The organism is Faecalicatena orotica, assembly GCF_905197545.1.
Classification (GTDB): Bacteria; Bacillota; Clostridia; order Lachnospirales; family Lachnospiraceae; genus Faecalicatena_A; species Faecalicatena_A orotica.
On record NZ_CAJJZH010000005.1, the window covers coordinates 305,679 to 320,257 of the forward strand.

General features: G+C 47.8%; 12 protein-coding genes. All 12 read left to right on the plus strand.

Annotated elements, in window-relative coordinates:
• Positions 1-23: 23 nt before the first annotated feature.
• The 12 genes from ABIN22_RS13045 (at position 24) to lysS (ending at position 14,548) form a co-directional block, all read left to right on the plus strand.
• Positions 24-1,556 (plus strand): ABC transporter ATP-binding protein, encoded by a 1,533-nt coding sequence (locus ABIN22_RS13045; RefSeq protein ID WP_109732450.1) that lies wholly within the window; start codon positions 24-26, stop codon positions 1,554-1,556.
• Positions 1,546-2,631 (plus strand): ABC transporter permease, encoded by a 1,086-nt coding sequence (locus ABIN22_RS13050; protein ID WP_346909157.1) that lies wholly within the window; start codon positions 1,546-1,548, stop codon positions 2,629-2,631. Before ABIN22_RS13045 ends, ABIN22_RS13050 begins: the two co-directional genes overlap by 11 nt.
• Position 2,632: 1 nt before the next feature.
• On the plus strand, positions 2,633-3,577 hold the full coding sequence (locus tag ABIN22_RS13055; RefSeq protein WP_109732448.1) for an ABC transporter permease: 945 nt from the start codon (positions 2,633-2,635) through the stop codon (positions 3,575-3,577).
• Entirely contained in the window at positions 3,574-5,571 is a 1,998-nt protein-coding gene (tkt, locus tag ABIN22_RS13060) for a transketolase (protein ID WP_346909160.1), read from the plus strand. The genes ABIN22_RS13055 and tkt overlap by 4 nt, the downstream gene beginning before the upstream one ends.
• A 131-nt stretch (positions 5,572-5,702) precedes the next feature.
• On the plus strand, positions 5,703-6,452 hold the full coding sequence (locus tag ABIN22_RS13065) for a DeoR/GlpR family DNA-binding transcription regulator (RefSeq protein ID WP_346909162.1): 750 nt from the start codon (positions 5,703-5,705) through the stop codon (positions 6,450-6,452).
• Positions 6,453-6,624: 172 nt separating this feature from the next.
• Positions 6,625-8,718, plus strand: coding sequence for an ornithine carbamoyltransferase (gene argF / locus ABIN22_RS13070; RefSeq protein ID WP_346909164.1), 2,094 nt, complete (start codon positions 6,625-6,627; stop codon positions 8,716-8,718).
• 69 nt (positions 8,719-8,787) lie between these two features.
• Positions 8,788-9,768, plus strand: coding sequence for a biotin--[acetyl-CoA-carboxylase] ligase (locus ABIN22_RS13075; protein ID WP_346909166.1), 981 nt, complete (start codon positions 8,788-8,790; stop codon positions 9,766-9,768).
• 66 nt (positions 9,769-9,834) lie between these two features.
• Positions 9,835-10,176, plus strand: a complete 342-nt coding sequence (locus ABIN22_RS13080) for a DUF6145 family protein (protein ID WP_109732443.1) — start codon at positions 9,835-9,837, stop codon at positions 10,174-10,176.
• Complete coding sequence (locus ABIN22_RS13085; RefSeq protein WP_109732442.1) at positions 10,160-10,930, plus strand: type III pantothenate kinase; 771 nt, start codon at positions 10,160-10,162, stop codon at positions 10,928-10,930. The genes ABIN22_RS13080 and ABIN22_RS13085 overlap by 17 nt, the downstream gene beginning before the upstream one ends.
• Positions 10,931-10,943: 13 nt before the next feature.
• Complete coding sequence (gene dusB, locus ABIN22_RS13090) at positions 10,944-11,903, plus strand: tRNA dihydrouridine synthase DusB (protein WP_109732441.1); 960 nt, start codon at positions 10,944-10,946, stop codon at positions 11,901-11,903.
• A gap of 143 nt (positions 11,904-12,046) precedes the next feature.
• Entirely contained in the window at positions 12,047-12,532 is a 486-nt protein-coding gene (gene greA / locus ABIN22_RS13095; RefSeq protein WP_109732440.1) for a transcription elongation factor GreA, read from the plus strand.
• A gap of 51 nt (positions 12,533-12,583) precedes the next feature.
• Complete coding sequence (lysS, locus tag ABIN22_RS13100) at positions 12,584-14,548, plus strand: lysine--tRNA ligase (protein ID WP_346909169.1); 1,965 nt, start codon at positions 12,584-12,586, stop codon at positions 14,546-14,548.
• Positions 14,549-14,579 lie beyond the last annotated feature (31 nt).

Here is a 14,579-nt window from a genome sequence, read left to right on the forward strand (position 1 = left end):
ATAAGCAGAAAAGGAAGGATATTATGGCAGTAGCGGTTGAAATGTTGAATATATCGAAATTCTTTCCCGGTGTAGTGGCGAATGATAACGTTTCTTTAAGCGTAGGTGAGGGGGAGATACTTGGACTGATCGGCGAGAACGGTGCCGGAAAATCTACAATGATGAATATGCTGTATGGAATGATGGAGCCGGATCTCGGTGTAATAAAGCTCTTTGGAAAAGAGGTCCGTATCCAGTCCCCGAATATGGCGATTAAACTGGGAATCGGAATGGTACATCAGCATTTCATGCTGATGCCGAACTTAAGTGTTTTACAAAACATTATCTTAGGGAAAGCACCAACTAAAAAAGGCCTGATTGACACAAAAGAGGCAAAAGAAAAGATTCGGGAGATCATGGATACATATGATCTCCCGGTGGATCTGGATGAGAAGGTATACCAGCTTTCCGTCGGGGAAAAACAGAGGGTCGAAATCATCAAGGCGCTGTACAGAGAGGCGAAGGTGCTGATTCTCGACGAGCCTACGGCGGTACTGACACCAACAGAGACGGATAAGCTTCTGGATGTACTCCGTCTCCTGAAATCAAAGGGATGTGCCATTATTTTTATCACACATAAGCTCCGTGAAGTGATGGCCATCACCGATAAAATCGTTGTCATGAGAAAGGGGCTCGTCACCGGAAGTCTGGATACTTCGGAGGCGAATACAGAAGGGCTTTCCGACATGATGGTGGGAAGGAAGGTAAATCTGGAGATTGACCGTAAGCCCTACCAGCCCGGCGAAGATGTTCTGGAGGTTAAGGATATCCATGCTCTGAACCAGAGAGGCCTGCCGGCATTAAACGGAGTCAGCTTCCATGTTTCAAGAGGGGAAGTTGTGGGAATCGCAGGCGTCGAAGGGAACGGGCAGACAGAACTGATTGAAGCAGTATCAGGGATGCTGAAGCCTACAGGCGGACAGATTATTTTCAAAGGGCAGGATGTCACCGCCCGGAATGTGCGCCAGAGACGGGAGAGCGGCATGTCCCACATCCCGGAGGACAGGCTGAAAATGGGAAGTGCGGTAAACTGTACCATCAGGGATAACCTGATTCTGAACAGGTACTATCAGAAACCATACTGCAAGTCAGGTATCCTCGATAATAAAAAGCTCCATGCCTTGTCAGAGGAGCTATGTAAGAATTTCGACGTAAAGACGCCGGATTCTGATTATAAGCTGGGAACACTTTCCGGCGGAAACATGCAGAAGGTCATCTTTGCACGTGAGATGGAAGCTGACCCGGACCTGCTCATTGCGGCGCAGCCGACAAGAGGGGTTGATATTGGCGCGATAGAATCAATCCACCACAAGATCATTGAAGTACGCGATTCCAACAGGGGTGTCCTGCTGGTCAGTGCGGAGCTGGATGAGATCCTTTCCCTTTCTGACAGGATTCTGGTTATGTATGAAGGAGAAATCATGGCAGAATTCAAACGCGGGGAAGCAGATGAGAGAACGATTGCTGTTTACATGACAGGAGCAAAGAGACAAGGCGGTGATGACGATGAAAAATAAAGATAACAACAGAATATTATCCGCAGTGGGTGTTGTGGGAAAACAAGTTGGCCTGATTGTCATTGCACTGATCCTTGCAACGATCTTCCTGGCCGTATCCGGCTATGAGCCGCTGGCGATCGTAAATGGTATTTTTGAGGGACTTACCCTTGATATTGCAGGTACAATCCGCTGGGCTACCCCGTTAATCCTCGCCGGGCTTGCAATCTGTGTGACTTACAAGGCGGAAGTTTTCAACCTTGGTGTGGACGGGCAGCTGTATATGGGTGCCGCGGCGGCTACAGCAGTAGCGGTGAATATCCCGAAATCAATGAACCACGTGGCTGCGCTCGTTCTTGTATTTTTAGCGGCTATGGCAGCAGGGGCGCTGTTTGCAATGATTCCGGCCCTGATGAAGGTATATCTGAATACGAACGAAGTTGTTTCCACACTGCTTTTGAACTTTATCGCGGCTCTGTACGTGGAATATCTCGTAACCGGTCCTTTACGTGATCCGGAAGCCGGGACGAACTTAAATGCCAGTGCCATATTAAATGAAAACACATGGCTCCCGCGTATCTCTTATTTTGAGCCATCCTCGGCAAACATTGGTTTTTACATAGCAATTATCGTAATGCTTGTTCTCGCATTCGTTTTCTTTAGGACGGCATTCGGACACGAGATTAAAGTGGTCGGCTCGAATCCTGTTCTGGCAAAATACTCCGGTATGAAGCCGAAGAAGACGATCCTTCAGGTTATGGCGATGAGTGGTGCAATTGCAGGAATTGTCGGGGCCGTAGAGGTTACGGCGGTCCAGCACAGACTTCTGGCAGGGTTTAACCCGGATTTCGGGTTTGACGGTATCGTTGTGTCCCTGCTGGCAAACAATAACCCGATCGGTGTGCTGTTCTCCGGTATCTTCTTTGGTGCATTGAAGAACGGCGGAATCAACATGGAGCGTATCACGGATGTACCGTCCGCGGTAACTGACATTGTAACAGCGATCATATTCATAACAATCAGTGCCAAGTTTGTACTTCCAAGGTTAAAGAGAAAAACAGCCGGGAAGAAACAGGCAAGTGAAGGAGGTAAATAGGATGAACATAGCGGTTATTTCTGACACATTGGCATCTATGATAAGAATTGCCACTCCTTTAATGCTCATGGCATTGGGCGGTCTTTTGTGCCAGCGGGCGGGTGTCTTCAACATTGCATTGGAAGGTTTCTCTCTGGTAGGCGCATTTGCGGCAGTCGCAGTGGTACAGTTTACCGGCGGTAATGTCTGGGCGGGACTCATCGGCGCGATGCTGGTCGGGGCGTTGTACAGTGCACTCTTTGCTTTATTTGTTACGAAATTTAAAGCAGATAATATCATTGCCAGTATCGCCATGAACATGCTGGGCGCGGGCCTGACTTCCTACCTGCTGCGGGCCATGTTCGAAGTGCAGGGGGCATACAGCCCGGACAAGATCCATAAGCTGAATATGATCCACATTCCTGTTATTAAAGATATCCCGATCCTGAACTGTATAAGCGGGCAGAGTATTGTGACTTATTTTGCAATCTTTCTTGTTGTTGTCATTTACATTATGCTCTTTAAGACAAAGATGGGCTTAAGTATCTGTGCAGTCGGGGAATCCGAAGTGGCAGCTAAGACGGCGGGCATCAAACCGGCGCTGGTGAAATGGCAGGTTATACTGATTTCAGGTGCACTGTCAGGACTTGCGGGTGCATACTTATCCACAATTTCAGTCTCACAGTTTTCAGAAGACATGATTCAGGGACGAGGCTTCAATGCATTTACGGCACTCGTTTTTGGAAATGCACACCCGGTCTTCTCTTCACTCGTCACACTGCTTTTTGGACTCGCAGATGCTGTCGGAATCAGGATAGAACTGGTAGGCATGAATATTTCGCCGTCAATTATTAAGATGTTCCCGTTCCTGTTCGCGATTTTTGCACTTGCGATCAGTTCTTATACGACAAAGCTGAAGGTGAAAGGTGTGATCGGACATAAAAAGAAAAAGGAGAAAACAGCATGAATAAGCAATTAGAGACTTTGGCAGTGAATGCAGTCCGCATCTTATCCGCGGATATGGTGCAGAAAGCAAATTCAGGGCATCCGGGGCTCCCGTTAGGGGCGGCTCCGATTGCATATGAGGTCTGGGCGCACCAGATGGACCATAATCCGGCGGACCCGGAATGGATCAATCGTGACAGGTTTATACTGTCGGCGGGGCATGGTTCCTCCATGCTGTATTCTCTGCTGCATTTATTCGGATATGGGGGGCTTGGGATTGAAGACCTGAAGAATTTCCGGCAGTTAGGTTCCCTGACCCCGGGACACCCCGAATATGGACATACAACAGGTGTGGAGGCGACAACAGGACCGCTGGGCGCCGGACTCGGGATGGCAGTCGGAATGGCGATAGCGGAGAAACATCTGGCTGCGAAATTCAACAGGGAAGGATACCCGGTCTTCGACCATTATACATACGCATTGTGCGGGGACGGCTGCCTGATGGAAGGGATTTCTTCCGAGGCCATGTCTCTGGCAGGTACGTGCGGCCTTGGGAAACTGATCGTCCTGTATGATTCAAATTCGATTACAATCGAGGGAAGTACCGGGATTGCTTTTACGGAAGATGTGGAAAAGCGTTTCGAGGCGTTTGGGTTCCAGATACTTACAGTGGAAGACGGGAACGACACGGAGGCAATCGGAAAAGCGGTTGCACAGGCAAAGGCTGATAAGGAAAGACCTTCCTTTATTAAAATCACGACAAAAATCGGGTATGGCGTCCCTGCAAAAGAGGGCAGGGCGAGTGCACACGGCGAGCCGCTCGGAGAGGAAAATGTAAAAATCCTCAGGGAGTCGTTAGGATGGCCCGAACAGGAGGCGTTTGCGGTACCTCAGGAAGTTTATGAACACTACAGTACTCTGGCGCGCAGCGGGGCTGCGAAGGAATATTTCTGGCAGCAGATGTTTGAAGAATATGGCAGAAAGTATCCTGAACTGAAAGCAGGACTGGATGCCTATTATGATGAAGAAGCTCCGTTTAAACTGCTGGATGACGAAGAATTCTGGGCAAGAACCGGCAAAGCCGAGGCTACAAGGAGCATTTCCGGAAAGGTATTGAATGTTATAAAAGACCGGATGCCGAACCTGATCGGTGGTTCCGCAGATCTGGGGCCGTCGAATAAAACCGTTATGAACGGGGAGCCTGATTTCTCGAGAACATGTCCGGAGGGAAGAAATATGCATTACGGGGTCAGAGAATTAGGAATGACGGCCGTGGCAAATGGAATCCTGCTGCACGGAGGGCTGCGCACTTATGCCGCGACATTCTTTGTGTTCTCAGACTATATGAAACCAATGCTGCGCCTGTCTTCCCTGATGGGGCTGCCAATGATTTCCGTTCTGACCCATGACAGTATTGGGGTCGGGGAGGATGGCCCGACCCACGAGCCGGTTGAGCAGCTGACCATGCTGAGGTCCCTCCCGAATATGCATGTGTTCAGGCCGGCCGATGAGATGGAGACGAAGGCGGCATGGTATTCGGCCCTGACATCACTTAAGACGCCGACCTGCCTTGTTCTTTCCAGACAAAACCTTCCTGTATTAAAGGCCAGCGGGAAAGAAGCACTGCGAGGGGGATATATCCTGAAGAAGGAATCCTCTGACACGGCAGATATCCTGTTCATAGCGACAGGGTCAGAGACAGGCGTTGCACTGGAGGCTGCCTTAAAGCTGGAGGAGGAAGGAATTTCCGCCAGAGTAGTAAGCATGCCGTGTCTGGATGTATTCGAGGAACAGGACAAAGCCTATCAGGAGTCCGTGCTTCCGAAGAATGTAAGAAACCGTGCCGTTGTCGAAGCCGGCAGCAGTGTATCCTGGGGAAAGTATATCGGCATAGACGGATGCTATATTACAATGGATGAATTCGGGGCTTCCGCACCGGCGGGCCAGTTATTCGAAAAATATGGATTTACGGCTGATGCAGTAGTTAAACGTGTGCGGGAGTGTTTCGCGTTATAAATAGTTATTGAGGTATTTCACGAGTTTCGTATTTATGTTATAATGATCTTGGTGTTATAACGCATTCTCGGCGGGAGATTGTAGAGTGAGAGGTATTTCTTTTGAGTAAAAAAGAGGATAGATTAAATAAGTTGGTAGAAATATTAAAAAAGCAGAATGGTGCCACGATCCGTGATCTTGCACAGATGTTGGATGTGTCCGAGATGACTGTGCGCAGGGATATGGATACACTCAAAGCAAAGAATGTGATATTAGACATTCCGGGTGCGGCAGTCTTGAACACCCAGTATACATATGAAGTGGAAGATGATGCGTATCAGCTCTCTATGGCGACCCGCTCACATACAAAAGAGAAGGAGCGCATCGGGAAGTTTGCTTCTTCGCTGATTCAGCAGGACGACTGCGTGATCATTGATAATGGCTCTACGGTGGAATATCTGGCGGACAATATCGCGAAGGATACGAAGATGACGGTGTTTACATGCAATCTGAATATCCTGAACAGGATATGCAACAACCCCAATATCTCTATCATTTTCGGCGGCGGTTACTACCATCCGGATACGACGTTATTTGAATCCGCGGAGAATATTACGCTGATTAAGAATATCCGGGCCACTAAGGTTTTCGCGTCGGCGGCGGGGGTCCATGATACGATGGGGGTTACCTGCATGAATAATTATGAACTGGAGATCAAGCAGACGATCATCCAGTCGGGAGCAGAGAAGATACTGCTCGTGGATTCCAGCAAGTTCGGGGTGATTAAGCCGTGCTTTGTGACGGATCTGGATATCTTTGACAGAATCATTACAGATACAAACCTTTCAGAAGACTGGGTGCAGCTGATCCGGGAGAAGGGGATACGTCTGGATATGGTCTAATGCTCGTACTTGGCGGGGTATTTTCGAGCCTGGTAAGACATACACCTGAATTCTTAGCGAGGATCTGGCAGATGCCAGGTCCTTGTTATCGTTATTGTATTCTATTTGCTTGGAATAGAAGTTGCATTTTTATACCAGAATATAGTATACTATCATAAATCGAGGTGAGCGTATGGAAGTATTACTGGATCTGTCTAAGGAATATGGAATTGTACTGGATGGAGGGGGCGCCAGGGGTGCCTACCAGATTGGTGCATGGAAGGCGCTGAAGGAAGCCGGGGTAAAGATCAATGCCGTTGCAGGAACGTCTGTTGGAGCGCTGAACGGTGCCCTGATCTGTATGGATGATGTCGAAAATGCAGAGAAGATCTGGAGTGAGATGACATTTTCCAAGGTTATGGATGTGGATGATGGCTGGATGGAGCGGCTGTTCAGCCATGAGAATAAGTTTACGGAAGTCATCGCAGAGATCTGGAAGACCCTGTCAGACGGCGGTGTGGATGTGACGCCCCTGCGTGAGCTGATTCATGAAGTCATCGATGAAGAGAAGATTCGTGCATCGGGGAAGGAGTTCTGCCTCCTGACCTTTTCACTGACAGACTTTAAGGAACTGGACCTGAGTCTGGAGGATATCCCGGAGGGGATGCTGGAGGATTTTCTGCTTGCCAGTGCATATCTTCTTGGTTTCAAGAATGAAAAGCTGCACGGCAAACGGTATATAGACGGCGGTGTCGTGAATAATGTACCGCTGAAGTCACTGGTGCGCCGGGGATACTCAGACATCATAGAGATCCGCATTTACGGGCCGGGCCGGGAACCGAGGGTGAAGATGCCTGATGACAGTGAGAAGTACCATATCGGGCCGCGGGTCGGTCTGGGAAGCATTATTGAGTTTGACAGCAGGAGGAGCCGCCAGAATTTGAAGATCGGGTACTTCGATGCAAAGAGGATGCTGTACGGGCTGGAGGGATTTATTTATTATCTGGCATGTACCCATGACGAAGCATGGTTTGAAGAACGGTTTTCAGATATCAGTGAGATAGAAAAGGCGGAGATGGCGTTTATCTTGAAGCTGCCGCCGACATTTACCGGAAAAGAGTTATATATGGCGATGCTGGAAGCCAGCGCGAAGCAGCTGCGGATTCCAAAGTACCAGATATATACAGTGGATGAATTATTTGACCTGACAGCGAAGAGATATGAGGAACTGGCGGACAAGATTCACCTGCCCAGATTTACACACGTACTAATGAACATAGGAAGGGAAAATGAGATGAATTTAAAAGGAAGAAATTTTTTGACACTGAAAGACTTTACACCGGAAGAAATTACTTATCTGCTTGACCTTGCTGCAGACCTGAAAGAAAAGAAGAAAAACGGAGTGCCTGTAGACCATTACAAGGGAAAGAACATTGCCCTGATCTTTGAGAAGACAAGCACAAGGACCCGCTGTGCATTTGAGGTTGCCGCACATGACATGGGAATGGGAAGCACATATCTTGATCCAAGCGGTTCCCAGATCGGTAAGAAAGAGAGCATCCGGGATACGGCAAGAGTATTAGGAAGAATGTATGACGGAATTGAGTACCGCGGATTTGGCCAGGAGGTCGTAGAAGAACTGGCAAAATATGCAGGCGTGCCTGTGTGGAACGGACTGACAAATGAATACCACCCGACCCAGATGCTGGCGGACCTTTTAACGATCCGTGAACATTTCGGAAGACTGAAAGGCATTAAATTAGTATACATGGGTGATGCAAGATACAACATGGGCAATTCCCTGATGATTGCATGTGCAAAGATGGGAATGCATTTTGTGGCATGCACCACGGCAGAATACTTCCCGAATCAGGAACTGGTCGATACCTGCAAAGGCTATGCCGCAGAATCAGGTGCGACAATCACCCTGACAGAAGATGTTGACGCAGGGACAAAAGGTGCGGATGTCATCTATACGGATGTATGGGTATCAATGGGCGAGCCGGATGAAGTCTGGGAAAAGAGAATCAAAGAATTATCACCATACAAAGTAACAAAAGAAGTTATGGAGAACGCCGGCGACGGAGCGATCTTCCTCCACTGCCTGCCCGCATTCCACGACTTAGAGACAAAGATCGGTAAAGAGATGGGTGAGCGTTTCGGTGTGAATGATATGGAAGTAACGGACGAAGTATTCGAATCCGTGCAGTCAAAAGTCTTCGATGAAGCAGAGAACCGTATGCATACAATCAAGGCAGTCATGGTGGCAACATTAGGCGAATTTTAAGAATATTCAGAAAACGGAGGGCAAAGGGGTCAGACCCCTTTGCCAATCGTTTGAATTTGGGGTGAAGTTTTGAAGGCGGAAATATTGAAAATGCTGCGTGAAAGTGACGACTATGTCTCAGGCCAGCAGATATGTGAGAAGTTTGGTGTCTCCCGCACCGCAGTGTGGAAGGCAGTCAACCAGCTGAAAGAAGAAGGCTATGAAGTCGAGGCCGTGCGCAACAGAGGGTACCATATTATAGACAGCCCGGATGTGATCACGCTTGAGGAACTGACGAGTCAGATTGATACCGTCTGGGCAGGAAAACAGGTATATTATTATAATGAAACTGACTCCACAAACATCCGGGCAAAACAGCTGGGAGAGGAAGGTGCACCGCACGGAACACTTGCAGTGGCGGACCAGCAGAATGCAGGCCGTGGCAGACGCGGCAGGGGATGGGAATCTCCAAAAGGCTGCAGTATCTACATGTCAATTCTGCTGCGCCCGGAAATACCGCCTGTAAAAGCACCGATGCTGACACTCGTCATGGCATTAAGTGTAGCCGAAGGCCTGAAAGAAAGCACGGGGCTCGATGTCGAGATCAAATGGCCGAATGATATTGTACTGAACGGGAAAAAGCTGGTGGGAATCCTGACGGAAATGAGTACAGAGATTGATTACATCAATCACGTTGTAATTGGAGTAGGAATCAATGTTAATATGACAGGGCTTCCCGAAGAGTTAAGTGAAAAAGCAACATCTCTGCGGCTGGAAACAGGGCGGATCGTAAAGAGGAGCCCGATCATTGCGGCAGTCATGAGAAGTTTTGAAAAAAACTACAGCCTTTTTCTGGAAACACAGGATTTGGAAAAGATGCAGGAAGAGTACAACAGCCTGCTTGTAAATAGAGAAAAAGAAGTTAGAATCCTTGGGGCAAAGGAACAGTATAATGCATATGCCATCGGGGTGAATAAGGAAGGCGAACTGCTGGTCCGCCGCGGGGACGGAACAACAGAAGCAGTCTTCGCCGGAGAAGTATCGGTAAGAGGCGTGTACGGTTATGTGTAGCCGGCAGTTGAATAGATGAATTGGGTCAGACCCCTTTAAACTCATTGAAGAAAGGAACACTGACATATGGAAGATGAGATTGTACTTTGTGCCGCCAGTTCTTATGAACGGAAGTTCTATCTGAACCCGGAGTTTGAGTCACTCCCGGACAGCATCAGGCAGGAGCTTCAGATCATGTGTGTGCTGTATACGGAAGATGTGGGCGGCGTGTTAATGGTCGTATACGACGAGAATGGAAATCTGGAACTGAAGGTCGAGCATCAGGAGGATGACCTGAGGTTTGATGAGATAGGAAGCGCACTGAAGATCAAAGAGCTTCAGCGCACGAAAGTAGAATTGTTTGAATCTCTGGAGCTGTTTTTCAAGGTTTTCTATTTAGGGGAGGATATTGATGTTACTGACGATTGATGTTGGAAATACAAATATTACGCTTGGTGTGTTTGACCACGATAAGTTAGCCGGTACGTTCCGGATGACGACAAAGCTGCCGAGGACGTCGGATGAATACGGACTGACGATCTGCGGCATACTGGAACACAGGGATGTGGTCCCGAAGGATATTGATGCGGTTATCATCGCATCGGTCGTGCCTGACATCATGCATTCTCTTGGGAATGGAATTATTAAGTATCTGAAGGTAAAGCCGTTGATTGTATCGGCCGGAATTAAGACAGGCATCAGAATTGTGACAGAGAACCCGAAGGAAATCGGTCCTGACCGTATTGTTGATGCGGTGGCCGGTTATGAAATCTGCGGAGGACCGGTGATTGTAGTCGACTTTGGAACTGCTACCACATACGACCTCATCGGACCGAACGGAACCTTTGAAGCAGGCATCACGGCACCCGGCATTGAGACGGCGGGACGCTCCCTGTGGGGCGGGGCGGCTATGCTGCCGGCGATCGAGATCAAGAAGCCGCAGTCCATCCTGGCAAAGGAAACGATCTCCAGTATGCAGGCGGGACTTGTGTATGGAGCCATCGGACAGACGGAATATATTATAGAAAAGATCAAGGAAGAATCAGGTTATCAGAATGCGGTTGTTGTCGCGACAGGCGGCCTTGGAAAAATCATCGCACAGGAGACGGACAGTATCGATGAGTACAGGCCGGACCTGACTCTGGAGGGACTTCGCCTGATTTATAATAAAAACAGAAAATAGTGAGATAATAGAGATGAAACAGTTGAGAATTGGTAATGTACAGCTTGAAAATTCTTATATTCTGGGACCTATGGCAGGAGTAACAGACCTGCCATTTCGCTTGCTGTGCAAAGAGCAGGGGGCAGGCCTTGTATGTATGGAAATGGTAAGCGCCAAAGGAATCCTGTACAACAACAAGAATACAGAAAGCCTTCTGGAAATCCATCCCGAAGAGATGCCGGCTTCCCTCCAGTTATTCGGTTCCGATCCGAAGATTGTAAGTGAGATGGCAAAACGAATCGAGGAGCGCCCATTTGCGATTCTGGATATCAACATGGGCTGCCCGGTCCCCAAGGTTGTCAAAAACGGGGAAGGTTCAGCACTTATGAAGAACCCGAAACTTGTATTTGAACTCGTATCAGCAGTGGTAAAAGCAATCGAAAAACCTGTTACCGTTAAAATAAGAAAAGGTTTCGACGACGATCATATAAACGCGGTGGAAATCGCTAAGATCATCGAGGAGGCCGGTGCGGCGGCAGTTGCCGTGCACGGGAGGACGAGAGAGCAGTATTATTCCGGAAAGGCAGACTGGGACATCATCCGGCAGGTGAAGGAGGCTGTCACCATCCCCGTGATCGGAAACGGCGACGTAAACTCCGGGGAAAAAGCGATAGCCATGCGTGAGCAGACAGGCTGCGACGGTATCATGATAGCGAGGGGCGCCCAGGGAAACCCGTGGATTTTCTCAGAACTTCTGGAGTATGAAAGAAGCGGCACGCTCCCCCCGAGACCTTCGGTTGAGGAGATTAAGAAAACGATGCTTCGCCATGCCAGACTTCAGCTGAAATTTAAGGGGGACTTTATAGGCATGCGGGAAATGAGAAAGCATGTGGCATGGTATACGAAAGGGATCCACGGCGCGGCCAGATTCAGGGAACTGATTAATAAGGTAGAGACTTACGAAGAACTGGAAAATATCTTGACATCATTATAGGGATTGGGTATAATATTGAAATTGTGAAATATAAATTTAAACAGGACAAGAATCAGGACTATCCGGTTCTGGTATTGGGGCATAAAAAACGGAAATGAAGTTACAAAAGCAGAGGAAACGAATAAGAAAGGGAGCAGTTAACAATGGCAGAATCAAAGAAAAGATTACTTACTTATGCAGGTCTGAAAGCACTTGAAGACGAACTTGAGAATCTGAAGGTAGTCAAACGTAAAGAAGTTGCAGGAAAGATTAAAGAAGCCAGAGAGCAGGGAGACTTATCCGAGAACGCAGAATACGATGCAGCGAAGGACGAACAGCGCGACATCGAGGCCCGCATCGAGGAACTGGAAGGTATCCTTAAGAATGCAGAAGTAGTTGTAGAAGATGAAGTTGATTTTGATAAGATCAACGTAGGGTGTAAAGTAAAGGTATTTGACGTGACATTCGATGAGGAGATGGAATTCAAGATCGTAGGATCTACAGAGGCTAACAGCCTTGAAGGCAAGATTTCCAACGAGTCACCGGTAGGTCAGGCATTGATGGGCAAAAAAGTAGGCGAGACCGTAGACGTAGAGACACAGGCAGGACAGATCCAGTACAAAGTACTCGAGATCAGCCGTTCAATGTAATAAAAACCAATGAAAGCAGACCCCTTATCAACAAGGGGTCTGAATTCGCTTATGAAGGAAGGAGAGAATACAGTGGCCGAGCAGCAGAAAAAGAATCAGAACAACGCACAGGAACCGGACCTGAATCAGTTAAGAAAGGTGCGCCGTGAGAAACTGGCAGACTTACAGAATAACGGGAAGGATCCGTTTGCCATAACAAAATATGACCAGTCACACCACAGCCAGGAGATTAAGGATAACTTCGAGGAACTGGAAGGAAAGACCGTATCCATCGCAGGACGTATGATGTCCAAGCGTGTCATGGGAAAGGCATCTTTCTGTAATGTTCAGGATTTAAAAGGGAACATCCAGTCATACGTGGCAAGGGACAGTGTCGGGGAAGAGCCATATAAAGAATTCAAAAAAATGGACGTGGGCGATGTCGTAGGAATCGTCGGAGAAGTATTCAGGACGAAGACAGGAGAGATTTCTATCCATGCAGCAAGCGTGACACTGCTCTCCAAGAGCCTCCAGATCCTGCCTGAAAAGTTCCACGGACTGACGAATACAGACATCCGTTACCGCCAGAGGTATGTAGACCTGATCATGAACCCGGAAGTAAAGGATACCTTCATCAAGCGCTCCAAGATCTTAAGCGCAATCAGAAGATACCTCGATTCAGAAGGTTTCATGGAAGTCGAGACACCGATGCTTGTAAGCAATGCAGGCGGCGCTGCTGCAAGACCATTCGAGACTCATTTCAACGCTTTGGATGAGGATTTTAAGCTTCGTATTTCTCTCGAATTATACTTAAAGAGACTAATTGTAGGAGGAATGGAACGCGTCTATGAGATTGGACGGGTATTCCGCAACGAAGGTCTGGATACAAGACATAATCCGGAATTCACACTTATGGAATTATATCAGGCATATACAGACTACCACGGCATGATGGACCTGACAGAGAACCTGTACCGCCATGTGGCACAGGAAGTACTTGGAACTACGAAAATCGTTTATAACGGCGTAGAGATGGATCTTGGAAAACCGTTTGAAAGAATCACGATGGTAGATGCTGTCAGGAAATATGCAGGCATTGACTTTAATGAAATCAAGACAACGGAAGAAGCAAAAGCACTTGCAAAAGAAAAAGGCATCGAATTTGAAGACAGACATAAGAAGGGTGATATCTTAAGCCTGTTCTTTGAGGAATATGTAGAAGAACATCTCGTTCAGCCTACCTTCGTTATGGACCACCCGATCGAGATCTCACCGCTCACAAAGAAGAAACCGGAAAATCCGGACTATGTAGAGAGATTCGAGTTCTTCATGAACGGCTGGGAAATGGCAAATGCATACTCCGAGCTGAATGACCCGATCGATCAGAGAGAGCGTTTCAAAGCGCAGGAAGAACTGCTGGCACAGGGTGATGAGGAAGCGAACACGACAGATGAGGACTTCCTGAATGCACTGGAGATCGCTATGCCTCCTACAGGCGGAATCGGATTCGGAATCGACAGAATGTGCATGCTGCTTACAGATTCAGCTGCAATCCGTGATGTGCTGCTCTTTCCGACGATGAAATCCTTAGGTGGTTCCGATACCCCCAAAAAAGCAGAGAAGGCTGCATCTGTTCAGGTAGAAAAAGTAGAAGAAAAGGTTGATTTTTCTAATGTGAAAATCGAACCATTGTTTGAAGAATTTGTTGATTTTGAAACATTCGCAAAGTCTGATTACAGAGCAGTAAAAGTAAAAGCCTGCGAAGCAGTGCCAAAGAGCAAGAAACTTTTGAAATTTATCCTTGATGATGGAACCGGTACAGACCGTGTGATTTTAAGCGGTATTCATGAATATTACGAGCCGGAAGAACTGGTTGGAAAAACCTGTATCGCAATCACAAACCTGCCTCCAAGACCGATGATGGGAATTGATTCCTGCGGTATGCTGATTTCAGCGGTTCATGAAGAAGACGGACATGAGGGACTGAATCTGCTGATGGTAGATGATCGGATTCCGGCGGGAGCGAAATTGTACTAAAGAGTTTGACAGGAAATAGATAACTTCAATA